At 67.2% G+C, this 24,185-nt stretch carries 21 protein-coding genes; 10 read left to right on the forward strand and 11 right to left on the reverse strand.

From position 1 onward, the window contains the following. Positions 1-77 precede the first annotated feature (77 nt). From BSE24067_RS24685 to apbC, 5 genes are all read right to left on the reverse strand, one after another. Entirely contained in the window at positions 78-884 is an 807-nt protein-coding gene (locus tag BSE24067_RS24685; protein WP_174904889.1) for a lysozyme inhibitor LprI family protein, read from the reverse strand. After that, on the reverse strand, positions 884-3,163 hold the full coding sequence (locus BSE24067_RS24690) for an arginine/lysine/ornithine decarboxylase (protein WP_151067203.1): 2,280 nt from the start codon (positions 3,161-3,163) through the stop codon (positions 884-886). The genes BSE24067_RS24685 and BSE24067_RS24690 overlap by 1 nt, the downstream gene beginning before the upstream one ends. Positions 3,164-3,244: 81 nt before the next feature. Beyond that, on the reverse strand, positions 3,245-3,814 hold the full coding sequence (gene dcd / locus BSE24067_RS24695; protein WP_006398615.1) for a dCTP deaminase: 570 nt from the start codon (positions 3,812-3,814) through the stop codon (positions 3,245-3,247). Between the two features lie 267 nt (positions 3,815-4,081). Then, positions 4,082-4,618 (reverse strand): superoxide dismutase [Cu-Zn], encoded by a 537-nt coding sequence (gene sodC, locus BSE24067_RS24700; RefSeq protein WP_151067204.1) that lies wholly within the window; start codon positions 4,616-4,618, stop codon positions 4,082-4,084. Between the two features lie 133 nt (positions 4,619-4,751). Beyond that, positions 4,752-5,843, reverse strand: a complete 1,092-nt coding sequence (apbC, locus tag BSE24067_RS24705) for an iron-sulfur cluster carrier protein ApbC (protein WP_151067205.1) — start codon at positions 5,841-5,843, stop codon at positions 4,752-4,754. 353 nt (positions 5,844-6,196) lie between these two features. Here apbC and BSE24067_RS24710 point away from each other — a divergent pair, with 353 nt between their 5' ends. The 4 genes from BSE24067_RS24710 (at position 6,197) to BSE24067_RS24725 (ending at position 10,780) form a co-directional block, all read left to right on the forward strand. After that, entirely contained in the window at positions 6,197-6,838 is a 642-nt protein-coding gene (locus BSE24067_RS24710; protein WP_040141411.1) for a YiaD family glycine zipper/OmpA-like lipoprotein, read from the forward strand. A 378-nt stretch (positions 6,839-7,216) separates the two neighbouring features. After that, positions 7,217-9,379 carry a methionine--tRNA ligase gene (metG, locus tag BSE24067_RS24715; RefSeq protein WP_151067206.1) on the forward strand — a complete coding sequence of 721 codons (2,163 nt, stop codon included), beginning with the start codon at positions 7,217-7,219 and terminating at the stop codon, positions 9,377-9,379. A 289-nt stretch (positions 9,380-9,668) separates the two neighbouring features. Continuing rightward, on the forward strand, positions 9,669-10,151 hold the full coding sequence (locus BSE24067_RS24720; protein ID WP_151067207.1) for an Hcp family type VI secretion system effector: 483 nt from the start codon (positions 9,669-9,671) through the stop codon (positions 10,149-10,151). A 14-nt stretch (positions 10,152-10,165) separates the two neighbouring features. After that, a complete protein-coding gene (locus BSE24067_RS24725) occupies positions 10,166-10,780 on the forward strand; it encodes a peptidoglycan recognition protein family protein (RefSeq protein WP_151067208.1) in 615 nt (204 codons plus the stop codon). Between the two features lie 503 nt (positions 10,781-11,283). Here the strand turns inward: BSE24067_RS24725 and BSE24067_RS24730 are convergent. Together BSE24067_RS24730 and BSE24067_RS24735 are read right to left on the reverse strand one after the other, a co-directional pair. Continuing rightward, entirely contained in the window at positions 11,284-15,339 is a 4,056-nt protein-coding gene (locus BSE24067_RS24730; protein WP_151067209.1) for a translocation/assembly module TamB domain-containing protein, read from the reverse strand. A 28-nt stretch (positions 15,340-15,367) separates the two neighbouring features. Continuing rightward, positions 15,368-17,188, reverse strand: a complete 1,821-nt coding sequence (locus tag BSE24067_RS24735) for an autotransporter assembly complex protein TamA (protein WP_151067210.1) — start codon at positions 17,186-17,188, stop codon at positions 15,368-15,370. Between the two features lie 254 nt (positions 17,189-17,442). On the opposite strand from BSE24067_RS24735, the gene BSE24067_RS24740 reads away from it, so the two are divergent. The 4 genes from BSE24067_RS24740 (at position 17,443) to panD (ending at position 20,028) form a co-directional block, all read left to right on the forward strand. Then, positions 17,443-17,631, forward strand: coding sequence for a DUF3460 family protein (locus tag BSE24067_RS24740; protein WP_009692996.1), 189 nt, complete (start codon positions 17,443-17,445; stop codon positions 17,629-17,631). A 4-nt stretch (positions 17,632-17,635) separates the two neighbouring features. Next, complete coding sequence (locus BSE24067_RS24745) at positions 17,636-18,508, forward strand: segregation and condensation protein A (RefSeq protein ID WP_059450996.1); 873 nt, start codon at positions 17,636-17,638, stop codon at positions 18,506-18,508. A 252-nt stretch (positions 18,509-18,760) separates the two neighbouring features. After that, the gene (gene panC, locus BSE24067_RS24750; protein ID WP_151067211.1) at positions 18,761-19,600 is read left to right on the forward strand and encodes a pantoate--beta-alanine ligase; all 840 of its coding nucleotides are present in this window, start codon (positions 18,761-18,763) and stop codon (positions 19,598-19,600) included. 41 nt (positions 19,601-19,641) lie between these two features. Beyond that, positions 19,642-20,028 carry an aspartate 1-decarboxylase gene (gene panD / locus BSE24067_RS24755; RefSeq protein WP_040141426.1) on the forward strand — a complete coding sequence of 129 codons (387 nt, stop codon included), beginning with the start codon at positions 19,642-19,644 and terminating at the stop codon, positions 20,026-20,028. A gap of 194 nt (positions 20,029-20,222) precedes the next feature. Here panD and BSE24067_RS24760 read toward each other — a convergent pair whose 3' ends face one another. The 4 genes from BSE24067_RS24760 to BSE24067_RS24775 form a co-directional block, all read right to left on the reverse strand. Then, positions 20,223-20,882, reverse strand: a complete 660-nt coding sequence (locus BSE24067_RS24760; RefSeq protein ID WP_151067212.1) for a ParA family protein — start codon at positions 20,880-20,882, stop codon at positions 20,223-20,225. A 129-nt stretch (positions 20,883-21,011) separates the two neighbouring features. Beyond that, on the reverse strand, positions 21,012-21,425 hold the full coding sequence (locus tag BSE24067_RS24765) for a DoxX family protein (RefSeq protein WP_151067213.1): 414 nt from the start codon (positions 21,423-21,425) through the stop codon (positions 21,012-21,014). A 171-nt stretch (positions 21,426-21,596) separates the two neighbouring features. Further along, entirely contained in the window at positions 21,597-21,737 is a 141-nt protein-coding gene (locus BSE24067_RS24770) for a hypothetical protein (RefSeq protein WP_170297539.1), read from the reverse strand. A gap of 87 nt (positions 21,738-21,824) precedes the next feature. Beyond that, positions 21,825-23,327, reverse strand: coding sequence for a cobyric acid synthase (locus tag BSE24067_RS24775; RefSeq protein ID WP_151067214.1), 1,503 nt, complete (start codon positions 23,325-23,327; stop codon positions 21,825-21,827). Positions 23,328-23,402: 75 nt separating this feature from the next. On the opposite strand from BSE24067_RS24775, the gene cobU reads away from it, so the two are divergent. Continuing rightward, positions 23,403-23,963: a bifunctional adenosylcobinamide kinase/adenosylcobinamide-phosphate guanylyltransferase gene (gene cobU, locus BSE24067_RS24780; RefSeq protein ID WP_151067215.1), complete on the forward strand. Its 561-nt coding sequence runs from the start codon at positions 23,403-23,405 to the stop codon at positions 23,961-23,963. After that, positions 23,957-24,185, forward strand: a 229-nt coding sequence (locus tag BSE24067_RS24785) for a cobalamin biosynthesis protein (RefSeq protein WP_174904891.1), incomplete at its 3' end; no start/stop codon positions are given. The genes cobU and BSE24067_RS24785, both read left to right, overlap by 7 nt.

Below are 24,185 nucleotides of genomic sequence, written 5' to 3' on the forward strand. Positions count from 1 at the left end.
CAGCGCCGAAATGCAAACGGGCACCCGAGGGTGCCCGTTTTGCGTTGCCGCGCCGAATCGACGGCTCGCGGCGGGTGCTACTGGTTGCCGGCCGTCTCCGACAGCCGCTTCATCGTCGCGATGCGCGCGCCGATCAGGTCGACGCGGCCCTCCTCGCCGACGAGCGGCGCCGTCGCATCGCGGAACGCGACCCACGCGCGCTGCGCCCGCACGAGCGTCGCGGCCGAATGCGCAGGCATCTTGCGGCGCAGCTTCTGGTAATAGCGGTTCAGGTCGAACAGCGCGTGTTCGCATGCGGCGTCCTGCACGCACGGCCGCACGCGGCGGATCGCCGGATCGCGCGGTGCGACGTTCGCCGGTTTGCCGCCCGGCGCCGCGGTGGTCGCGCCCTGCGCGCCGCTCGTCGCGACCGGCACCGCGGCCGGCGGCGGCGCATAGCGGTCGGCCGCCGCGCGCAGCGCGAGCGCGCGATCGCGCACCGGCTGCAGCTGCATGTCGGCGCTCGACATCGCGTACGACGTGCCGCGCGTCGTGTCGTATACGGCCTTCAGCAGCAGCACTTCGTCCTTGCGCCACGTGACCCAGTGGCGCTGGCTGTCCTGCCAGCCGCGCTTCGCGTCGGCCGGCGCATCGTTCGACAGGCGCTGGTACGCGCGATCCATCACCGCCTGCCACTGCTGCTGCGCTTCGCCCATGCACTGGATCTGGCCGGCCGTGGACGACCGGTCGCGCCGCGCGAGACACTGCCGCATCGCGACGTCGATCGGGTCGGCCGCGGCGACTTCCGCATGGGCCACGCCCGCGAGCCCCGTCAATCCTGCCGTCCAGACGACGAGCGCGGCCAGCGCCGCGCGCATCGTCCGGATTCGTCGCTGCGCCGCCATCAGTCGCGCACGCAGTCGACGAAGTACTCGACGCGACCGTTCACTTCTTCCGCGACGAGACCGTGGATGTCCGTATGGAAGCCCGGGAAACGCTCGTTGAAGTCGCGCGCGAACCGCAGGTAGTTCACGATCGTCTTGTTGAAGCGCTCGCCCGGGATCAGCAGCGGAATACCCGGCGGATACGGCGTGAGCAGGATGCTCGTCACGCGGCCTTCGAGCTCGTCGAGCGGCACGCGGTCGATCTTGCGGTGCGCGAGCTTCGCGAACGCGTCCGACGGCTTCATCGCCGGCTCCATGTCCGACAGGTACATCTCCGTCGTCAGGCGCGCGATGTCGTTCGCACGGTACACGTCGTGAATCTGCGTGCACAGGTCGCGCAGGCCGACGCGCTCGTAGCGCGGGTGCTGCGCGACGAATTCCGGCAGCACGCGCCACAGCGGCTGGTTGTTGTCGTAGTCGTCCTTGAACTGCTGCAGCTCGGTCACCATCGAGTTCCAGCGGCCCTTCGTGATGCCGATCGTGAACATGATGAAGAACGAGTACAGCCCGGTCTTCTCGACGATGATCCCGTGCTCGGCCAGGTACTTCGTGACGATCGCGGCCGGAATGCCCGTGTCGCCGAACTCGCCATCGACGTCGAGCCCCGGCGTGATGATCGTCGCCTTGATCGGGTCGAGCATGTTGAAGCCTTCCGCGAGCGGGCCGAAGCCGTGCCAGTGGTCGTTCGGCTTCAGCATCCAGTCGTCGCGCGAGCCGATGCCCTCTTCCGACAGGTCGTCCGGGCCCCACACGCTGAAGAACCAGTCGTCGCCGTATTCGGCGTCGACCTTGCGCATCGCGCGGCGGAAGTCGATCGCCTCTGCGATCGATTCCTCGACGAGCGCGGTGCCGCCCGGCGGCTCCATCATCGCGGCCGCGACGTCGCACGACGCGATGATCGCGTACTGCGGGCTCGTCGACGTGTGCATCAGGTACGCCTCGTTGAAGCGGTGCTTGTCGAACGTGCGATTCTCCGAATCCTGCACGACGATCTGCGACGCCTGCGAGATGCCCGCGAGCAGCTTGTGCGTCGAGTGCGTCGCGAACACGAGCGCGCCCGTGCGCGGACGGCCGTCGCCGATCGCGTGCATGTCGCGGTAGAACGGGTGGAATGCCGCGTGCGGCAGCCACGCTTCGTCGAAGTGCAGCGTGTCGAGCAGGTCGCCGAGCAGATCCTTGATCATCTCGACGTTGTAGATGACGCCGTCGTACGTGCTCTGCGTGATCGTCAGGATGCGCGGCTTCAGGTCCGGGTTCTGGCGCAGCGCTTCGCGCGCGAACGGGTTCGCCTCGATCTTCTTGCGGATGTTCTCCGGCTTGAATTCGTCGCGCGGGATCGGCCCGATGATGCCGAAGTGGTTGCGCGTCGGCGTGAGGAACACCGGAATCGCGCCCGTCATCGTGATCGCGTGCAGGATCGACTTGTGGCAGTTGCGGTCGACCAGCACGATGTCGCCGGGGGCGACCGTCGCGTGCCACACGATCTTGTTCGACGTCGACGTGCCGTTGGTCACGAAGAACAGGTGATCGGCACTGAAGATGCGCGCGGCGTTGCGCTCGGACGCCGCGACCGGGCCCGTGTGATCGAGCAGCTGGCCGAGTTCGTCGACGGCGTTGCAGACGTCCGCGCGCAGCATGTTCTCGCCGAAGAACTGGTGGAACATCTGGCCGAGCGGGTTCTTCAGGAACGCGACGCCGCCCGAGTGGCCGGGGCAGTGCCACGAATACGAGCCTTCGTCCGCGTACTTCACCAGTTCCTTGAAGAACGGCGGCGCGAGCGAGTCGAGATAGACCTTCGCCTCGCGGATGATGTGGCGCGCGACGAATTCCGGCGTGTCCTCGAACATGTGGATGAACCCGTGCAGTTCGCGCAGGATGTCGTTCGGCAGGTGGCGCGACGTGCGCGTCTCGCCGTACAGGAAGATCGGGATGTCCGCGTTGCGGCGGCGCACTTCGGTGACGAACGCGCGCAGCTCGATGATCGCGGTCGCGAGTTCGGGCAGCTCGCCGTCCGGGCCGGTTTCGCCGAGCATGAGTTCGTCGTCGTCGATCGACAGGATGAAGCATGACGCGCGGCTCGATTGCTGCGCGAACGACGTCAGATCGCCGTAGCTCGTGAGGCCGAGGACTTCGGCGCCCTCCTTCTCGATCGCTTCGGCCAGCGCCCGGATGCCGGAGCCCGAGATGTTCTCGGAGCGGAAATCTTCGTCGATGATCACGACGGGGAAACGAAACTTCATGGGCGATTCTCCAAAAAGAACGACCGCGGCGCGTCACGCGCAGCGGTCACCCGAAAACTGGTGAGACGTTATGCAACCAGATCAGGTTTTCGGCAGCGTGACACCGCGCTGCCCCTGATACTTGCCGCCGCGATCGGCGTACGACACGTCGCACACTTCGTCGCTTTCGAAGAACAGCACCTGCGCGACGCCTTCGTTCGCGTAGATCTTCGCGGGCAGCGGCGTGGTATTCGAGAATTCCAGCGTGACGTAGCCTTCCCATTCGGGTTCGAACGGCGTCACGTTGACGATGATCCCGCAGCGCGCGTAGGTCGACTTGCCGAGGCAGACGGTGAGCACGGTGCGCGGAATGCGGAAATATTCGACGGTGCGGGCCAGCGCGAACGAGTTCGGCGGGATGATGCACACGTCGCCCTTGAAATCGACAAACGAACCTTCGTCGAAGTTCTTCGGATCGACGATCGTCGAGTTGATGTTGGTGAAGATCTTGAATTCGTCCGCGCAGCGGATGTCGTAGCCGTAGCTCGACGTGCCGTAGCTGACGATCCTGCGACCGTCCTCGGATGCGCGAACCTGATCGGGCACGAATGGCTCAATCATCTTGTGTTCTTCGGCCATGCGCCGAATCCACTTGTCGGACTTGATGCTCATGCCGGCCTCCGCAGGGCCGTCCCAACGGCGCAGCAGGGAATTCGCGGAGCATCGCTCCGCGCCTGCATGGCCGGCCGGCTTTGCAAAGCCGGCCGCGGGCGGCAGGCCGTGCCCGCCGCGGACAGCGAACGAAGTGAGCGTTGGGGTCGTTTCATTTCAGGGCGCCTGGAAACGCTGCGTGACGGTAAGTGGAGGCCGCCGGTTCGGGACGGCGGCCGGGAAAGGCGCACATTTTACGCGATCGTCGGCTCGCGCACGCGGCGGCCGTCAACGGATCACGCCGCAGGCGAGCGCGGGCCCCGCGCCATGCTGCGGAAACGCCGGATCGCTCGACTCGCGGTGCACCAGCGCCGCGCGGTTCAGCGCGGAGCGCACGCCGTCGAGGGCCAGATCGGGCGCGACGACGAAACCGGCCGCGACACCGTTGGCATCCGCATGGATGTTGCCGAGATCGCCGGCGACACGCGCCCCGGCGCGCAGCCGGTCGGCGGCCGGTGCGAACACCGGGCCGGCGCTCGAGCCGTCGCCCGCGTTGCAGTCGCCGCGTTCGTGCACCTGCAGCGCGTGATCGCTGTTCGGCGGCAGACCGACCAGGTTGTACGTGACCTGGACGCCGTCCGGGCGTTCGACGAACGTCACCGCGCCGCGCGTCTGCGAGCCGACGGTCGGCTGCAGTTGCGCGTCGGCGCGCTTTTCGTGCGACGAGGAGAAAGAGGTACAGCCGGCCAGGAGGCCCAGCGCGGCGGCGGCCAGCAGCGCGCGCTGCACGCGGCCGGCGCGCACGCCGTGATGTCGTTGGTTCATTCGATCCTCATGCCGGCTGGCGGCCGTTCGACACGGCGGCCATGCCGGGCGGGTAAAGGGACCCGGGAAAAGTCGCCATGATACCGCGCCTCGCGGCGCCGTAAACAGCGTGAGGCCCCGCCCCGCAAGGGTTTTACGTATTTTGAACAACGATCGACGGGAACTTCGACGTCATGTCGCGCGCGCGCTCGGCGATCGCCAGCGCGACCCCGCGCGCGATGTCGCGATAGCGCCGCGCCAGCGCGCCGTCCGGCTCGGCCGCGACCGTCGGCGAGCCGCTGTCGGCGCGCTCGCGGATCGCGATGTCGAGCGGCAGGCTACCGAGCACGGTCACGCCGTAGTCCTGCGCCATCCGCTCGGCGCCGCCCGCGCCGAAGATGTGCTCTTCGTGCCCGCAGTTCGAGCACACGTGGATGCTCATGTTCTCGACGATCCCGAGGATCGGAATCCCGACCTTCTCGAACATCTTCAGGCCCTTCTTCGCGTCGAGCAGCGCGATGTCCTGCGGCGTCGTGACGATCACGGCGCCCGTCACCGGCACGCGCTGCGCGAGCGTGAGCTGGATGTCGCCCGTGCCCGGCGGCATGTCGACGATCAGGTAGTCGAGCTCGCGCCAGTTCGTCTGGCGCAGCAGCTGCTCGAGCGCGGACGTCGCCATCGGGCCGCGCCACACCATCGGATTGTCTTCCTCGATCAGGAAACCGATCGAGTTCGCCTGCAGCCCGTGGCCGACCAGCGGGTTCATCGACTGGTTGTCCGGCGACTCGGGGCGCTGGCCGTGGATGCCGAGCATCGTCGGCAGCGACGGGCCGTAAATGTCGGCGTCGAGAATGCCGACCGACGCGCCTTCCGCGGCAAGCGCGAGCGCGAGGTTCACGGCCGTCGTGCTCTTGCCGACGCCGCCCTTGCCCGACGCGACCGCGACGATGTTCTTCACGTTCGGCAGCAGCTTCACGCCGCGCTGGACCGTGTGCGCGACGATCTCCTGCGACACGGCGACGCGCGCATCGCGCACGCCCGGTACAGCCGTCAGCGCAGCGGCGACGCGTGCGCGCACGTCGTCGTGCTGGCTGCGCGCCGGATAACCGAGCACCACGTCGACCGCCACGGCGTCGCCGTCGATCGCGACGTTGCGCACGCCTTTGTTCGCCGCATACGGACGGCCGGTATTGGGATCGACGACGGCCGCCAGCGCGGCGTCGACTTGTGCCCGGTCAATGCTCATCGAAACTCCGTGAAAACGTTTTTCTCTCGCGCAAACGTCAAGAAATATCAAATAACGCTGCGAAAAGCGGGAAAAGTGAAAGAATCTGTTGCACGCCATTGCGCGAACGCGCGCGGCGGAGCAAGCTTCGCGTGCGGCATGCTATGGGGCCAAATCGGCCGCCAACCGCCTATATTGTAGAGGCTGACGCGTCACCCTGTCCGAACAGCCACGCTGGCGAACAGGGCATGCGGCCGCCTCGGCGGCTGCCGCGAGCGCGGGCCTGCCCTCCTTTTTTCGGGCAGTTCGTGCTGGGAGCCGTCACTGTTGTTTGTCGTCGTTGTCGACTCGTTCAACCAAGAGAGGAATCCAAGATGAACATGAAAATCGCGACCCGCCTGTCCGTTTTCGCACTCGCCGGCGCACTGCTGGCAGGCTGCGCCACCCAGCAAGGCAACAACACGGCCGTCGGCACCGGCACGGGTGCGGCGCTGGGCGCGGGCATCGGCGCACTGGCCGGTGGCGGCAAGGGCGCGGCGATCGGCGCGGGCGTCGGCGCGCTGGTCGGCGGCGTGACGGGTTACAACTGGCAGGCGATCAAGAACAAGCTGGCGCCGTCGGCAGCGAAGACGGGCACGCAAGTGACCGAGCAGCCGGACGGCTCGCTGAAGCTGAACGTGCCGAGCTCGGTCACGTTCGCGACCAACCAGTACGCGATCACGCCGGCCTTCACGCCGCTGCTGAACGATCTGGCGACGACGCTGAACCAGAACCCGCAGGTGACGGCGTCGATCATCGGCTACACGGACAGCACGGGTTCGCAGCAACTGAACCAGACGCTGTCGCAGAACCGCGCGCAGAGCGTCGTGAACGCGCTCGTGCAGCGTGGCGTCGCCGGCGGCCGCCTGTCGGCACAGGGGATGGGCCCGTCGAACCCGATCGCGGACAACGCGACCGAAGCCGGCCGCGCACAAAACCGCCGCGTCGAAATCTACCTGCGCGCAGCGCAGCAATAAGCAGCGCAACGACGGTAAACGGGGCCGTGCGCACTGCGTGCAGCCCCGCTCCACAAGGCTTTCCGCGGGGTTCGTAACAAATCGAAAAAAATTTCGAACTTCTGTCGCGACCCGCGGTCTCTCTTTACGGTACGCGGCTGGCGCTGCCGGCGCGTCACCATTCTCCTCTTGTCGTTGTTGCTCCGGGGCCGTATCCGCCCCGGTTTTTTTTGCCCGTAATTTCCCTGCTGCGCCGCAACATTTCGCGGTGCCGCACGCCGCCGCCGCGCTCGCGGCGCTCGCTGCGCCCGGCCTGCGGCACCCGCCCCGGCTGACCTGCCCGCGCCCCTGCTAGAATCGCAGTTTCCGTCGTTTTCCCGCCGTTCTTCTACACACCCTATGTCCGCATCCGACCTCACTTCCGTGCAGGCCGCGGCGCCGCAAGGCAGCCGCCAGATCCTCGTTACGTCCGCACTGCCCTATGCCAACGGGCAGATCCACATCGGCCATCTGGTCGAATACATCCAGACCGACATCTGGGTGCGGACGCTGCGAATGCACGGCCATGAGGTCTACTACATCGGTGCCGACGACACGCACGGCACGCCGGTCATGCTGCGCGCGGAGAAGGAAGGCCTCACGCCGAAGCAGCTGATCGATCGCGTGTGGACCGAGCACAAGCGCGACTTCGACAGCTTCGGCGTGTCGTTCGACAACTTCTACTCGACCGATTCGGACGAGAACCGCGTGCTCAGCGAGAAGATCTACCTCGCGCTGAAGGAAAACGGCCTGATCGCCGAGCGCGAGATCGAGCAGGCGTACGATCCCGTCAAGGAAATGTTCCTGCCGGACCGCTTCATCAAGGGCGAGTGCCCGAAGTGCCACGCGAAGGACCAGTACGGCGACAGCTGCGAAGTGTGCGGCTCGACCTACTTGCCGACCGAACTGCTGAATCCGTACTCGGTCGTGTCCGGCGCGACGCCGGTGCGCAAGACGTCGACGCACTACTTCTTCCGCCTGTCCGACCCGCGCTGCGAGTCGTTCCTGCGCGAATGGGTCAGCGGCCTCGCGCAGCCGGAAGCCACCAACAAGATGCGCGAATGGCTGGGCGACGCCGGTGAGGCGAAGCTCGCCGACTGGGACATCTCGCGCGACGCGCCGTACTTCGGCTTCGAGATCCCCGGCGCGCCCGGCAAGTACTTCTACGTGTGGCTCGACGCGCCGGTCGGCTACTACGCGAGCTTCAAGAACCTGTGCGACCGCAAGGGCATCGACTTCGACGCGTGGATCCGCTCCGGCTCGACCGCCGAGCAGTACCACTTCATCGGCAAGGACATCCTGTATTTCCACACGCTGTTCTGGCCGGCGATGCTCGAGTTCTCGGGCCATCGCACGCCGACCAACGTGTTCGCGCACGGCTTCCTGACGGTCGACGGCGCGAAGATGTCGAAGTCGCGCGGCACGTTCATCACCGCGCAGAGCTACATCGACACGGGCCTGAACCCCGAATGGCTGCGCTACTACTTCGCCGCGAAGCTGAACGCGACGATGGAAGACATCGACCTGAACCTCGACGACTTCCAGGCGCGCGTGAACAGCGACCTCGTCGGCAAGTACGTGAACATCGCGAGCCGTGCGGCCGGCTTCCTGATCAAGCGTTTCGACGGCCGCGTGCAGGACAGCGCGATGAACCATCCGCTCGTCGCGAAGCTGCGCGACGCGATTCCGGCGATCGCCGCGCACTACGAAGCGCGCGAATACAGCCGCGCGCTGCGCCAGACGATGGAGCTCGCGGACGAAGTGAACGCGTACGTCGACAGCGCTAAGCCGTGGGAACTCGCGAAGGACCCGGCCAATGCGGTTGCGCTGCACGAAACCTGCAGCGTGAGCCTCGAGGCATTCCGCCTGCTGTCGCTCGCGCTGAAGCCGGTGATGCCGCGCGTGGCCGAAGCGGTCGAAGCGTTCTTCGGCATCGCGCCACTGGTGTGGGCCGATGCGGCGAAGCCGCTGTCGTCGGCGCAGCCGATCAGTGCGTACCAGCACCTGATGACGCGTGTCGACGCGAAACAGATCGACGCGCTGCTCGCCGCGAACCGCGATTCGCTGCAGGCCGATGCGGCCAGCGCCGCGGCCGCCGGAGCGGCCGCTGCCAACGCCGCGAAGGATGCGAAGAGCGCGAAGGCGAACGCGAAGCCCGCCGCCGCGAACGGGGCGGACGACGGCCCGATCTCGATCGACGATTTCGCGAAGGTCGACCTGCGCATCGCGAAGATCGTCGCGTGCCAGGCCGTCGAAGGCTCGGACAAGCTGCTGCAGCTCACGCTCGACATCGGCGAGGAAAAGACCCGCAACGTGTTCTCGGGCATCAAGTCCGCGTACCAGCCCGAGCAACTCGTCGGCAAGCTGACGGTGATGGTCGCGAACCTCGCGCCGCGCAAGATGAAGTTCGGCCTGTCCGAAGGGATGGTGCTTGCCGCGTCGGCGGCTGACGAGAAAGCCGAGCCGGGCCTGTACATCCTCGAGCCGCACAGCGGCGCGAAGCCGGGCATGCGCGTGAAGTAAGCGGCGCGCTGCTCACGCAACAACCCCGCACGCAGGTAGCGTGCGGGGTTTTTTTATGCCCGCGCCACGCCGTTGCCGATGCTGGCCCGCGAGCGCCAATGACATCGACCGCACGCTTCTCCCCTTTTGCAACGGCCTGCGAGATTACCGCGACGCCAACGCAAAAATTCGTCAAAACGATACATGTCCTATGGATTCAATGCTGCAGGATGAGTAACTTTTCATATGAAGCACTTTGAGCGGCAGAGAAGTGCCTTCGATTTCTCGATAATCCGACAGGAGAAGTGAGATGGCGCAGGACATTTTCTTGAAACTCGCAGGTATCGAGGGCGAATCGACCGATCGCAGTCATCCCAATGAAATCGAGGTACTAACGTGGACTTGGTCGGTAAGCCAGCAATCCAATATGCACTTGGGAAGCGGTGGCGGCGCCGGCAAATGTTCCGTTGACGATCTAACATTCGAGCATTATATCGATCGCGCAACACCGAATCTGATTCAGTATTGCTTGACAGGCAGACCTCTCGACTGTGCCGTGCTGGTGATGCGTAAAGCTGGCGGCAAACCACTCGAATACCTGAAAATCACGATGGAGGATGTGCTCATTACCGAAGTGAAGCCGGTTAGCAACCCCAACATGCGGGTCCCACGCGAAGAAGTTCGATTGTCTTTCTCGCGTGTGAAGCAAGAATACGTGATTCAGACCGCCCAGGGCGGCAGCGCCGGAACAGTGGCCATTGGCTACGACATCAAAGCCAACAAGACCATCTAAAAACGGGACATATCATGCTGTTCATTTCAAAACAAGGCCACGTCGATGCGGACCACATCCAGGTCAAGATATTCTCAGAAATTGAGCGGAGTCCGATGACCAAGGTTAATGGAATCGTCGTTCATCAAACAGACAGTCCCACAGCCGAGAGCACCTTCAATAGCTACAGGCAAAAGGGCGCCAACGGCGCGCATTTCCTAATCGACAAAGACGGAACAATCTATCAAACGGCCTCACTACTCAAAAGAACCAATCACGTTGGAAAACTCAAATCTCGTTGCATCATTACACACGAATGCCCTGCTGCAGAATTGAGGATAGCATCCGGAATGGAACACAAATATACAAAGCTATCAATTCACGAGCACAAAAAAACATGGCCGAACCGTTACCCATCGAACAACGATTCGATTGGCATTGAATTAGTTGGAATGTCACACGACAAAGACGTACCCGGCACCGAGCGGAAGGTGAAGGTGTACGAAGACGTCACGGAAAAACAAAATTCATCCCTGCAATGGCTGATCAAAGAGTTAACCGAGACCCTTTATATTTCATCCCAGGAAATTTATCGCCACCCCCAGCTATCCTATAAAACACCGACAGAAGCAGCCACCGCGAAATGGTAAATTCCAGGCAAGCCAGACTCTTTCTCATACTTGTTTTTATAACATTACAAACAACAACCCAAGCAAGAACCGTAAAAAATGTGACGATCAATGAAGTGGGATTAAATCTTGACGCCCAGGACTCCAGTTTGACGGAAGGTTGCAAGAAATTCAAACCAACGACCAACCAGGTGAGGCATTATTTCGAAAACGCATATCCTGTCGAAAGTTATATAGTTACGACAGAACGCTACTCCCCCTGCCATGCAACCGGGACAATTACATTCAGCGACAACAGCTCAGGCAAGTTCCAACTATATTCGGGAGGAACTTCCACATTATTTTGGTCCAGAGGGGGAGCAGTGAATTTGCTATATAAAAAAAATAAGTGGCACGATCCCTTTGCTTGCAACTACGGCCTTGGCGACGAGCAGAAATGTTGAGCCGGGCTCTTGAGGCCCGGTGCCCATCTCGTGCAGAACGCCAAGGGTCCTCCCCGGCGCGCTGTCATGCCTACCCTGCCCTCACCGCTGACTGAACCACCGATCGAAACGCCGCGTGTAGTTCAGGTCGACGCCCTGGAACGTGCCGCCATACGCGGACACCGACCAGAACCGCGTCAGGTTGATCGTCGCCTTGAACGCGTTGCTCGCCGACTGCAGCCCCTGCTCGTAACCAAGCACGAACCGCTCGTTGATCGCCTTCGAGATCTGCACGACCTGCGGATCGGTCAGGCCGACGTCGCTGCGGCCGATCGAGAATTCGTCTAGACCGATGCTCTGCGCGACGCGCTTGCCGGTCGCGCTGCCGAGCAGCGCGAGCGCGGCCGTCATCGCGTTCTGCTGGCCGACGTTGTTGCCCTGGTCGGTGCCGTGGCCGAACAGCAGCCACGACAGCTTCTCGTTGTCGGTGACGTTCGGCTCGGACACGAGCTTGACCGTCGGCGACTGGATCGTGCCCGTGACCTGCACACCGGCCTCGACCTCCTGGTTGCGCCGCATCGCGAGGATGTTGATCCCCGGGTTCGATACCGGGCCGTTGAACGTGAAGAAGCCGTTCTCGACCGCGAGCTTGCGGCCGAACGACGTATACGTCGATCCTTCGGTCACGCGCACGTTGCCGATCGCGCGCAACGGAACGCCCGGCGCGCTCATCACGGTGATCGTGCCGCGCAGCCCCAGATCCGCGCCGTGACCCTTGAAGCGGAAGTCGTTGCCGAGCCCGATGTCGATGTTCGCGCGCGGCGCGAGCGACGGCGCCGGCTTGTCGTCGACCTTCTGCGGCTTCGCGGCCGCGGTGCCCGTCTGCACGTCGCCGCGCACCGTGCCGTCCGGGCGCACGATCACGACGTCGTCGGACAGATGCGGCGCCGACTGCTCCGGCAGGTCGAACAGCGCGCGATCGACGACGAATTTGCCGTCGATCGACAGCGCGCCGCGCGGCCCGTCGTTCGCGACGGTCGCCTTGCCCGATAGCGACAGCTTGCGGTCCGGCGCCGCGAACAGCTCGAGCTTGTCCGCGACGATGCTCGCGGTCAGGTCCGGCGCCTCGCCGTCGAGCCGCACGCGGCCGATCGCGCGCAGCGTGCCGTCGCCGCCGTGGAACTCGACCTGCTGGAATTCGACGAGGTTCTCCGCGAGCTTCACGCGCACGATGCCGTCCTTCAACTGCACGCCCTGGTCGACCAGCGTCGCCGACAGGTCGTCGCCCGTCAGCATCCCCGACACCTTCGGCTTCACCGGCGTACCGGCGACCGTCAGGTGCAGCGCCGCGTGTCCGCCGAGCAGGTAGCTCGGCCCGAACAGGTTGCCGGTCGCCTTCAGCGACGGGATGTCGGCGTCGATGCGGCCGGCGAGCGGACCGTCGTCGACGACGCCGAACACGCCGTCGCGCAGCGCGAACGGCACGGTCACGTTCGCGTCGACCGAGCCGATCCGGTTCGCCCTCGCGAGCGCGACCACGTTCAGCCGGTTGCCAGGCGCGAAGCTCGCGCGCGCGGACAGGTCGGTCAGCCCGAGCGATGCGATGCCGCGGCCGGTCTCGATCGTCACGTCGCCGCCGCGCCGCTTCACCTGCACGTAGCCGGTCGCATTCGCGCCGAGCGCGAAGTCCCAGTCGGCATCGAGTACGACGTCGGTGCGCACGGGCGGCCGCTGGCCCGTCAGCTCCTGGCGGACCTGCAGAAAGCGTGCGACCGATGCGTCGCGCACGGTGCCCGCCGAGCGCATCTGTCCGTGATCGAACACGAACGACTTCAGGTCGATCGCCGCGCCCTCGAGCGTGAGCCGCGTCGCGCCGAGCGTCACGCGCCCGGCGCCGGCCGACATGGCGAGCGGCGACTGCAGCGCGACCGACGGCGTGCCGCGGTTCGCAAGGCGCGTGACGGTGCCGTCCCAGCGCATCCCGTCGCGGTTCTCGACGACACCGCCGCTCGCCGCAAGCGTCAGGTCGATCACGCGGCCGCCGGCCGCGCCAAGCGCCGAGGCGTCGAGCGTGTGCTTCGCGCGCGTGCCGTCGAGGTTCGCGCGCAGCGATTTCAGCTGCAGCGAGCCGAGCGCGATGTCGGTCGCGTCGGCGGTGAACACGAGCGCGCCGTGCGCGCCGTCGCGGATGTCCGCGCGGCCCTGCGCGGCGCCGATCCGGTTCGAGCCGATCACGACGTGCTGCGCGTTGTAGGTGGCCGTCGCGTTCGGGTGCGCGAAGCTGCCGGTCAGGTCGCCCTGCGCCTTCACGAGCCCCTGCATGCCGAAGCCGAGCCGGTCGAGCTCCGGCGCGTCGACGACGAAGCGCAGCCGGTCGCCCGGCGCGCCGAAGCTGCCGCGCAGGTCGACGTGGTTGTCCGCGATCGACAGGGTCGCGTTGCTCGGCAGGATCCGCGTGCCGGCGAATTGCACGACGCCGGCGCCGGTCAGCGGCACGCCGTCGTACAGGCTGTCGCCGAGCTTGAAGGTCGCCTTCGTCGACACCTGCGGCGCGAACGCGCCGGATGCCGTCAGCGTGCCCGACACGCGCGTCTCGCCGCGTTTGGCGGGCGCGTTGGCCGCAGTCTTCCCCGGCCTGGCGCCCCCTTTCGCAGCCGGCTTTCCGCCCGCCGCGCTCATCGCGGCGAGCAGCAGCGGATCGAACGCGGTCAGCGTCGCCTTCGCGTCGTAGCTCGAATGCGCGTCATGACGGAACACGCCGGTCAGGTCGATGCGGCCCTTGCCGGCCGTCACGCGCGCATCGGTCAGCACCGTCTGCTGCTGCGTGAGCGCGACTTTCGCGCGCGCGCCGAGCGCCAGCTTCGGATCGTTCAGGTTGAAGTCGACGGTCGTCGCGCCGCCGGCGAGCGCCACGCCGAGCGGGCCGCCGAGGCGCATCGGCCGCAGCTCGGCGACGAACGCATTGAGATCGAGATTCGCGACCTTCAGGTCGAAGCGGCCCTTGCCGCCCGTCAGCGTGCCGCCACCGGTCACGCTGCCGTCGCGGATCAGCTTCAGCGCGAGGCCGTCGATCCGCTGCGCGTGCGCGTCGAGGTTCACGGTCGCGTGTGCATCGACGACCGGCAGCAGATGCTCGCCGAGCGTGCCGGGCTTCGCGTTGACGATCGATACCGGGCCTGTGACCGCGAAGCCCTGTGCGGGCGCGGCGCCGGCCGGCGCCGGCACGGGCGCGAGGTCCGCGCGCACCGCGAGATCGGCGGCGGGCGCGCCGGGCGAGATCGCCTGCGGATTCACGTGATCGAACGCGAGCGACGCGCGCGTGAGCGGCACCGCGCCGAACGGCGCGGCCTCGACGTGCGCGCGCCCGTTCAGCTTCATCCCGCTCGCGGAGACGTCCGCGACGAGCGCTTCGAGCGAACCCGACACGTTCGCGCTCGCGTTGACCGGCTCGTCGGCGAGCTTGCCCACGTACGTGGCGTTGCCCGTCAGCGCGAACGGCTTCACGCCGTCGAGCTTCGCGCGCGCGGTCAGCGCGCCGTACGGCGTGTCGACACCGTCGAGCGCGAGTTCATGGTGACGGCCGTCGCTGCGGCCGTTCAGCGCGAGATGGTCGAGTTGCGTCGTCGACGCCCCTTCGTGAATCGCCAGGTGATCGACGCGCAGGTCGTCGATCCGCACCTGCAGCGGCAGGCTCAGATCCTGCGGCGTCGTGGCCGGGGTCGACGGACCCGGAACGATCCGCACGTCGATGGTGCCCGCGCGCAGATACGCGACCGACAGCCGCCACGGCGCGCGCGTCAGCGCCCAGCGGCCGTCGAGCCGGTCGATCCGCACTTCGGTGCCGGCGCCGCCGGGGCTCGTCCATGCGAAGCCGCGCAGCCGCACGCCGGTCGCGAGCGCGCCGCCTTCCAGCGTGCCCGCGAGCCGTCCGCCCAGCACGCGCACGGCCGTCTGCCATGCGAGCCGCGTGCCGCGCTCGGTGGTCGCAGCGGCCAGCACGAGTCCCACCGCAAGCACGGCGAGCAGCACGATCGTCGCGAGCGTCCACGCGACGATCCGGCCCGGCCGGCCGCGGCGCGGCGTGCGCGGCGGCGCATCGGGCGCGCGCTCGGGCGAATCCGGATCGGGCGGCGGCGTGTCGTTCGGGTCCTTCGTCATGCGGTTCGTCGTGGATCGGGCAACAAGGTCAAAAAGCGATGCCGAGCGTCAGGTACGGGCGCACGCTGTGATTGCGCAGCCCGTACGCGACGTCGACGTTGATCGGGCCGACGGGGCTGCGCCAGCGCGCGCCGATGCCGACGCCCGGATAGAACACGCGCTCGCCCCACGCGTCGGTCGCGGTGCCGATGTCGAAGAACGTCGCGGCGCCCCAGTCGTGGTTGAACCAGTGCTGATATTCGGCGGTGCCCGTCATCAGATACTTGGTCGGCAGCACGGAGCCGCCGACGTTGTTGCCGATGCTCTGATAGCCGTAGCCGCGCACCGAGTTCGAGCCGCCGGCGCGGAACAGCAGCGACGCCGGTACACCGTTGGAGCTGCCGCTCGTGAACACGCCGCCGAGTTCCGCACGGAACACGAACAGGTCGCGGCGGCCGATCGGCACGTACTGCTGCCCGCGCGCGTAACCGCGGATGAAGGTCTGGTCGGTCAGCACGCCCTTGATCGCGAAACCGGCTTCCGCGTGGATCAGGTTGCCCGAGCGCGGGAACAGCGGATCGTCGACGTTGCGGCGCGTCCACGCCCACTGCGGCACCAGCGCGCGGCTCGTGGTCGGGCCCGCGCTGTTCTGGTCGAGCCGGTCCTGGTAGTACATCAGCGAGTACGCGTAGTCGATGAACTGACCGGTGCGCGTGCGCTGCGCGCCGACCCGCGCGCTGTAGATCCGCGTGTCCGACACGTTGGTGTTCGTGTACGACGCGAGCACGCTGTTGGTCCACCCTTTCTCGCCGGGCGGCATCGACAGCTGCACCTGGCCGTACTGCTGGATCTGATCGAGCCGGCCCGACACGGTGAGCGGCCACGCGGCGCCGAACGTATCGAGATACGTGTACGAGCCCTGCACGTGCGGGCCGGTGTCGGTCGCGTAGCCGACGCCGCCGCGAATGCTGTTGTACGGAAACTCGCTGACCTTCACGTGCACGGGGGTGCGCTCGGGCTTCGACGTATCGTCGGCGACGTCGATCGCGACGCTCGCGTAATACGGCGTGTTCTGCAGTTGCCGCTGCAGCTCGGTGATCCGCCGTGCATCGTAGATCTCGCCTTCCGACAGCGGATTGACGTTCGTGACGATCCTCTCCGGGTAGCGGCGCACGCCGTCGACGTCAACCTTGCCGATCGTGAACGTCGGTCCGCTGTCGAACGTGACGGCCAGCGTCGCGCGCTGCGTGCGCGGATCGATGCGCGCCTCCGACGACGTGATCTTCGCGCCGAGATAACGGCGCGACTGCAGCTGCCTGAGCGCCGCGCCCTTCGCGCCGTCCCAGTCGGACTGCGTGAACGCGTCGCCCGGCTTCAGCGAGAACGCGAAGCGCGTCGCCGCCTCCTGCTTCGGATCCTCGGCGCCGACCGGCCCCTTGAACGTCAGATCGACCGTCGACACGACGGTCTGCGGGCCCGGATCGACCGCGACGCGCACGTCGCGCTTGCCGTCGCGCGTGCGCACGTCGGTGCGCACGATCGGTGAGAAATAGCCGGCGGTCGCGGTCAGGTCACGCACCTGCTGCGGCGTGGCGGTGACGAGGAAGTCGAATTGATCGTCGCTGATGTCGTCGCGCTTCGCGAAGCGCGCGATGTCGAGATGGGCCTTGAGCAGCTTGCGGATCGAGCGCGGCGCTTCGATGTCGACGTCGTATTTCGCGTACGCGGGCAGCGCGACGAACGCGGCGGCACAGCCGACGAGCGCCGCCCGGGCCGCGGCGCCGCACCGCGCGCGCAGGCCGGGATTGCAGGCCGCGCGCGGAGCCGCGTCGTGCGCCGTATATGCTTGCTGGTTCGCCTGACCCGCCAAATAGGACCTCGCCCTCGGTTGTCGTGATTTCGTGGAAAACCCTGTATTTGACCACAGGGCCGGGGCCATGCCCGCTCCGGCACCGCTTTGACGCTTGCACGCAACGACGCGCGTGCCGGCCGGCGCCGCCGCGCGGTGCGCGCGGGCCAGCGGATTCGACGCGCGATTGACGCCGGCTGTTCCCCGCGATGCGGTAAAATCCCGCCATCGCGAACCCGGCGCATCGTGCGCCGCCCGAAACGGAAAGCCAAGCCATGCCGTACCAGTCCGACGTCACGCAGTTCCTGAACCAGCTCAAGCAACAGAAGCCGACGCTCGAGGAAGAGCAGCGCAAAGGCCGTTCCCTGCTGTGGGACAAGCAGCCGATCGACCTCGACGAGCGCGCCGAGCAGCAGGAATCGCGCGTGAAGCAGACGCCTTACGTCTACTACCAGAACTTCTGACGACGTGAGCGCCGCCGACGAGGCCAGCGCCGCCCGGCAGGACGACGCGATCGCCGCGCCCGCGGGCGCCGATTCGACGCCCGACACGGTCGACGGTGTCGCGGCCTTCGCTCGCCTGTACGGCGAGCCGCTCTTCAAGCTCCCGCAGGATCTCTACATCCCGCCGGATGCGCTCGAGGTGTTCCTCGAGACGTTCGAGGGTCCGCTCGACCTGCTGCTGTACCTGATCCGCAAGCAGAACTTCAACGTGCTCGACATCCCGATGGCGCAGGTGACCGCGCAATATCTCGGCTATGTCGACCAGATCCGCACGTCGAACCTCGAGCTGGCCGCCGAATACCTGCTGATGGCAGCGATGCTGATCGAGATCAAGTCGCGGATGCTGCTGCCGGTCAAGAAGGCCGATACCGGCGAGGAAGCGGAGGATCCGCGCGCGGAACTCGTGCGCCGCCTGCTCGAATACGAGCAGATGAAGCTTGCCGCGCAGCGCCTCGACCAGTTGCCGCAGCTCGGCCGCGACTTCCTGCGCGCCGAGGTCTACATCGAGCAGAGCATCACGCCGCGCTTTCCGGACGTGAACTCGGACGACCTGCGTGCCGCGTGGGCCGACGTGCTCAAGCGCGCGAAGCTCGTCCAGCACCACAAGATCTCCCGCGAGGAGCTGTCGGTGCGCGAGCACATGAGCCTGATCCTGCGCCGGCTGCAGAACGCGCGCTTCATGGAGTTCGCCGATCTGTTCGACACGTCGCGCGGCGTGCCGGTCGTCGTCGTGAACTTCATCGCGATGCTGGAGCTCGCGCGCGAATCGCTCGTCGAGATCACGCAGGCCGAGCCGTTCGCGCCGATCTACGTGCGCCTCGCGTACCTGCCCGCGTAACGCGCGCCGCCGTCGCGGCCTCCCCGAACACATTGCAATGCGCCATTCGCCGCCGGGCCGCCATGCGGGCACCCGTGGCACATCCGGTTAAAAAGTGAACGACCGTTCCTTTTTCGATGCGTGCGGCGGCCAAATCCTCTACAATCCGCCGACGCCCGATGCGCCGCCCGCGCGCCGGCGTTCTCTGCTTCGACCCCGACGCCGCTGTTGCGGCGCCAACGCGCGCCTGCGCGAGGAACCCGCTACCCGATCATGAAAGTCATCAGCTCGATCCAGGAACTGCGCGACCAGCTGCGCGGCCAGAACCGCACGGCGTTCGTGCCGACGATGGGCAACCTGCACGAAGGTCACCTGTCGCTGATGCGCCTCGCGCGCCAGCACGGCGACCCGGTCGTGGCGAGCATCTTCGTCAACCGGCTGCAGTTCGGCCCGAACGAGGATTTCGACAAATATCCGCGCACGCTCCAGGACGACATCGAGAAGCTGCAGAAGGAAAACGTGTACGTGCTGTTCGCGCCGACCGAGCGCGACATGTATCCGGAGCCGCAGGAGTACCGCGTGCTGCCGCCCGACGACCTCGGCGGGATCCTCGAGGGCGAGTTTCGCCCGGGCTTCTTCGCCGGCGTGTGCACGGTCGTCACGAAGCTGATGTCGTGCGTGCAGCCGCGCGTCGCCGTGTTCGGCAAGAAGGACTACCAGCAGCTGATGATCGTGCGCCGGATGTGCCAGCAGCTCGCGCTGCCCGTCGACATCGTCGCGGCAGAGACCGTGCGCGACGAGGACGGCCTCGCGCTGTCGTCGCGCAACCGCTATCTGACGGCCGACGAGCGCAAGGAGGCGCCCGAACTCGCGAAAACGCTGCAGCGCGTGCGCGACAGCGTGCGCGGCGGCGAGCGCGACCTCGACAAGCTCGAGCAGCACGCGCGCACGCATCTGACCGAGCGCGGCTGGGCGCCCGACTACATCGCGATCCGCCGCCGCGCGAACCTGATCGCGCCGAGCGCCGCCGAACTCGAGGCCGGCGAGCCGCTCGTCGTGCTCGCGGCCGCGAAGCTCGGGGCAACGCGCCTGATCGACAACCTGGAAATCTGACGGGCCGCCCGCCCTCGCCTCTCACGTATCACGGAGATACCATGCAGCGCCACATGCTCAAATCGAAGATCCACCGCGCGGCCGTCACGCACTGCGAGCTCCACTACGAAGGCTCGTGCGCGATCGACGAAGACCTGCTCGAAGCGGCCGGCCTGATCGAAAACGAACGGATCGACATCTGGAACATCAACAACGGCGAGCGCTTCTCGACGTACGCGATCAAGGGCGAACGCGGCAGCGGGATGATCTCGCTGAACGGCTCGGCCGCGCGCCGCGCGCAGCTCGGCGACCTCGTGATCATCGCGGCGTTCGCGATGGTCGACGAAGCCGAATTGCAGGCCGGCTGGAAGCCGAAGCTCGTGTTCATCGACGAAGGCAACAAGATCAAGGGCCACCGCGACCACGTGCCGACGCAGAGCTGGAGCTGATCAACGGGGCTGCCGGCGTGCCGTGACCCGCCGCGTGCTGCCGCGCTGCACAGCGCGCGCGCCGGCAGCCAACGCAGCACACGCCGCTTACGTACGAAGGGCCTGATCCGGCGCGGTGCCGGACCAGGCCCTTCGTCCATTGACGGAATCCGTCGCGCGTTCGCTGTCCGCGGCGCGGCCTGCACGCGAGCGCGTCAGGACGCCTTCGCGCCCTTTTCCGCCTTCGGCGCGCGGCGCTCCGCCCATTCGACGATCGGCCGCCACTGTTCGAGATCCTTGTCGACGCGGCTCTTCGCGACGTCCCACAGTGTCAGGCCGTGCGCGGCGATCTGCACGTAGTTCTGCGTGTCGCGCACGTAGCCGAGCACCGGCAGCCCGAGCCCTTCGACGAAACGATGCAATTGATCGGACGAACGCGTGCGCGCATCGACCCGCATCCCGACGATCCCGATCTCGACGCTGCCCTTGCGCACGGCCTTCTCTGCCGCGAGACGCTCGAGAAACTGCTGGGTCGCGAGAATATCGAACATCGACGGCTGCAGCGGCACGATCACCTTGTCCGCGAGCTGCAGCGCGACGCTGAGCCGGTTGCCGTGCAGGCCGGCCGGCGTGTCGATCACCGCATATTCGAGGCCGCGCGGCGGCTTCGACGGCGCCTCCGGATCGAGATCCCACGCCTCGATCGCCGGCAGACCCGCGGGCCGCAGGTCGAGCCACGCATGCGCGGACTGCTGCCGGTCCAGATCGGCGAGCGCGACCCACGCGCCCTGCGCCGCGAAATAGCCGGCAAGATTGGTGGACAGCGTGCTCTTCCCCACGCCGCCCTTCGGATTCGCCACCACGATGACCGTCATGAATTCCCCCGAAAAAGCCGCGCGGCGCGAGCCGTCGTTGGCACGCGCCGCTCGATTGCGGATACAGGGAGCGATGATATCGGCAAACGGGGTGTCACCGGAACGGGGTTGCGCCGATGCCCGCCCCGTTTATGCGCTGCGCGTCGCCGCGCGCGGCGCGCCGAGCGAGAATGCGCCGCCGCCGAGCAGCGCCTGCACGGCCAGCGTGACGGCCCAGAACGCCGGGTATTCCCAGCCGCCGTGCGGCGACGCGAAGCCCCAGCCGTTCGGCAGGTGCGCGGACACGGCGCCGAGCATGAACGGCAGTAGCACGAGCGCCGTGGTGCGCACGCGCAAGCCCGCGAGCAGCGCGACGCCGCCGGCCAGCTCGACCACGGTCGTCACGTACGCGAGCCAGCCCGGCAGGCCGATCGATGCGAAGAACTGCGCGGTGCCCGGCAGCGTGAAGACAAACACCTTCTGCGCGACGTGCGCGAGGTACAGCACGCCGAGCGCGACGCGCAACAGCGTTGCGCCGAGATCGTTCAGGCGATTGGGGTTCATGGCGAATTCCTTCGTAAGTGGATGGGAATGGATCGCACTGTATTCGAATCGAATCGGCCAATAAACGCGCGAAACAGCTTTAACTGATTCCCAACGAGAATGAATTAGGTCGTAAAAAAGGCATGAATCATCATGCCCTCGGATCGGATATCCGGCGGCCGGACTGCCTCTTCAGCCGCCGCTCTTGCCTTGTCCGGCCTCGCCCGAACCGGCCGCGCCGCCGCCCGGCGCGTACGAATCGCACGCATGCGCCGCCGCCGACACGCCCAGCAGCGCCGCGAGCAGCACGCTCAACCACCATCGACCCATCATCGTCGCGCTCCTTCGGGCGGACCTCCGCCCTCCTGAGTTGAGTTGTACGCGATCCGCCGCAAAATGCCAGGCCGGCCGCGCCGCCGGTCAGCGGAATTCGGCGTACAGCGCACGCAGGTCGAGGTGCTCGGCGAACGAATCGGCCAGCCGCTCCAGCGACGCCTCGCGCAGCGCCGGATAGTCGATGCGCGCGGCGCCGTCGAGACCCGCCCATGCGAGCAGCGCCGCGCACGCGTCGGGCGCGTCGAACAGACCGTGCACGTACGTCGCGAGGATTTGCCCGTCGGCGGAAATCGCGCCGTCCGGGCGCGTGCCGCCCCGCGCATCATCGGCGGCCAGTTCGAGCGCGGGCGCCGCGAGCGCCGGCCCGCGCGTGTCGCCCATGTGAATCTCGTAGCCGTGCACGGCGCCCGCGCCGGGCAGCGCGAGCCGCCCCGTCACGTTCTTCAGCGTCTTGTCGGGCTGCAACGTCGTGTCGAACTCGAGCAGCCCGAGCCCTGGCACGCTGCCGGGCGCGCCTTCGAGGCCGAGCGGATCGTCGAGCGTGCGGCCGAGCATCTGCATCCCGCCGCAGATGCCGATCACCTTGCCGCCGTAGCGCAGGTGCCGGCGGATCACCGTGTCCCAGCCCGCATCGCGCAGCCACGCGAGATCGCGCTGCACGCTCTTGGAGCCGGGCAGGATCAGCAGGTCGGCGTCCGGCACCGGGCCGCTCTTCCAGTACGTGAACTCGACCTGCGGATGCGCGCGCAGCGGATCGAAATCGGTGTGGTTGCTGATGCGCGGCAGCGCAGGCACCACCACGCGCAGCACGCCGGCGTCGGCGCGCGCGGCGGCGCTGCGCGCCTGCGACGGCAGCATGTCCTCCGCGTCGAGCAGCAGCCCGTGCAGGTACGGCAGCACGCCGAACACCGGCTTGCCGGTCTGCGCGCGCAGCCAGTCGAGCCCGGGTTCCAGCAGCCTGAGGTCGCCGCGGAAACGGTTGATCACGAAGCCGCGCACGCGCGCCCGCTCGCTGTCCGACAGGCACGCGAGCGTGCCGACCAGGTGCGCGAACACGCCGCCGCGGTCGATGTCGGCCACCAGCACGACCGGGCAATCGACGCGCTCGGCGAAGCCCATGTTCGCGATGTCGCCTTCGCGCAGGTTGATCTCGGCCGGGCTGCCCGCGCCTTCGACGAGCACCGTGTCGTAGCCGGCGCGCAGCCGCGCGTACGACTCGAGCACCGCGTCGAACGCGACCGGCTTGTAGTCGTGATACGCGCGCGCGTCGAGATTCATGCGCGCCTTGCCGTGGATGATCACCTGCGCACCGCGATCGCTGGTCGGCTTCAGCAGCACCGGATTGAAATCGGTGTGCGGCGCGACGCCCGCGGCGAGCGCCTGCAACGCCTGCGCGCGGCCGATCTCGCCGCCGTCGGCCGTCACCGCGCTGTTGAGCGCCATGTTCTGCGGCTTGAACGGCGCGACGCGCGCGCCCGCGCGGCGCGCGAGGCGGCACAGGCCCGCGACGAGCGTGCTCTTGCCCGCGTCAGACGTCGTGCCCTGGATCATCAGCGTGCCGCGCGGCTGCGGGTCGGGTGCGTTCATCGTATGGAAAGTCGTGGCGATGCGAAGGCCGCATTATCGCCCGCGTGCGGCCGCCCGCGCCGTTACAATCACGCGATGATTCCGCACGACCTCACCTTCGTCCTCGGCGGCGCGCGTTCGGGCAAGAGCGCGCACGCCGAACGGCTCGCCGCCGACAGCGGCCGCCCCGTCACCTATATCGCGACCGCGGCGTCGAGCGCCGCCGATGCCGAGTTCGAACGGCGCATCGCGCATCACCGCGCGCGCCGGCCGGCCGACTGGGGGTTCGCCGACGCGCCCGTCGATCTCGCCGGCACGCTCGCCCGGCTCGACGATCCGCGCGCATGCGTGCTCGTCGACTGCCTGACGCTGTGGCTCACGAACCTGCTGTGTCCGCTCGACGGCGAACCGCTCGACGACGCGCAGTACGCGGCGCAGGTCGAGCGGCTCGAACACGCGCTGCGCCGCGCGCGCGCGAAGGTGATCGTCGTCAGCAACGAAATCGGGCTCGGCGTCGTGCCGCTCGGATCGGTCACGCGCCGCTACGTCGACGAGCTCGGGCGCCTGAACCAGCGCATCGCCGCGCTCGCGACCCGCGTGACGCTGCTCGTGGCCGGGCTGCCGCTCGACCTCAAGGGCGGAGCGCCGTCATGCTGATGCTGTCGCTGCCGCTCGTCGCGATGCTCGCGGTCGCGGCCGCGATCGTCGATCGCGTGCTTGGCGAACCGGCCGGCTGGCATCCGCTCGTCGCATTCGGCCGGCTCGCCGCACGCATCGAACGCGCGCTGAACACCGGGCGGCGCGGCCGCGCGGTCGGCGTCGCCGCGTGGGCCGCGGCCGTGCTGCCGCCGGTGGCCGTCGCCGCGTGGCTCGCGGCCG

It is taken from the genome of Burkholderia latens (assembly GCF_902499045.1).
GTDB classification, from domain to species: Bacteria; Pseudomonadota; Gammaproteobacteria; order Burkholderiales; family Burkholderiaceae; genus Burkholderia; species Burkholderia latens.

Bases quoted from the DNA above. Each gene is read 5' to 3' on its own strand.
- BSE24067_RS24685 (WP_174904889.1), bottom strand. From the start codon at position 884: ATGGCGGCGCAGCGACGAATCCGGACGATGCGCGCGGCGCTGGCCGCG.
- BSE24067_RS24690 (WP_151067203.1), bottom strand. From the start codon at position 3,163: ATGAAGTTTCGTTTCCCCGTCGTGATCATCGACGAAGATTTCCGCTCC.
- dcd (WP_006398615.1), bottom strand. From the start codon at position 3,814: ATGAGCATCAAGTCCGACAAGTGGATTCGGCGCATGGCCGAAGAACAC.
- sodC (WP_151067204.1), bottom strand. From the start codon at position 4,618: ATGAACCAACGACATCACGGCGTGCGCGCCGGCCGCGTGCAGCGCGCG.
- apbC (WP_151067205.1), bottom strand. From the start codon at position 5,843: ATGAGCATTGACCGGGCACAAGTCGACGCCGCGCTGGCGGCCGTCGTC.
- BSE24067_RS24710 (WP_040141411.1), top strand. From the start codon at position 6,197: ATGAACATGAAAATCGCGACCCGCCTGTCCGTTTTCGCACTCGCCGGC.
- metG (WP_151067206.1), top strand. From the start codon at position 7,217: ATGTCCGCATCCGACCTCACTTCCGTGCAGGCCGCGGCGCCGCAAGGC.
- BSE24067_RS24720 (WP_151067207.1), top strand. From the start codon at position 9,669: ATGGCGCAGGACATTTTCTTGAAACTCGCAGGTATCGAGGGCGAATCG.
- BSE24067_RS24725 (WP_151067208.1), top strand. From the start codon at position 10,166: ATGCTGTTCATTTCAAAACAAGGCCACGTCGATGCGGACCACATCCAG.
- BSE24067_RS24730 (WP_151067209.1), bottom strand. From the start codon at position 15,339: ATGACGAAGGACCCGAACGACACGCCGCCGCCCGATCCGGATTCGCCC.
- BSE24067_RS24740 (WP_009692996.1), top strand. From the start codon at position 17,443: ATGCCGTACCAGTCCGACGTCACGCAGTTCCTGAACCAGCTCAAGCAA.
- panC (WP_151067211.1), top strand. From the start codon at position 18,761: ATGAAAGTCATCAGCTCGATCCAGGAACTGCGCGACCAGCTGCGCGGC.
- panD (WP_040141426.1), top strand. From the start codon at position 19,642: ATGCAGCGCCACATGCTCAAATCGAAGATCCACCGCGCGGCCGTCACG.
- BSE24067_RS24760 (WP_151067212.1), bottom strand. From the start codon at position 20,882: ATGACGGTCATCGTGGTGGCGAATCCGAAGGGCGGCGTGGGGAAGAGC.
- BSE24067_RS24765 (WP_151067213.1), bottom strand. From the start codon at position 21,425: ATGAACCCCAATCGCCTGAACGATCTCGGCGCAACGCTGTTGCGCGTC.
- BSE24067_RS24770 (WP_170297539.1), bottom strand. From the start codon at position 21,737: ATGATGGGTCGATGGTGGTTGAGCGTGCTGCTCGCGGCGCTGCTGGGC.
- BSE24067_RS24775 (WP_151067214.1), bottom strand. From the start codon at position 23,327: ATGAACGCACCCGACCCGCAGCCGCGCGGCACGCTGATGATCCAGGGC.
- cobU (WP_151067215.1), top strand. From the start codon at position 23,403: ATGATTCCGCACGACCTCACCTTCGTCCTCGGCGGCGCGCGTTCGGGC.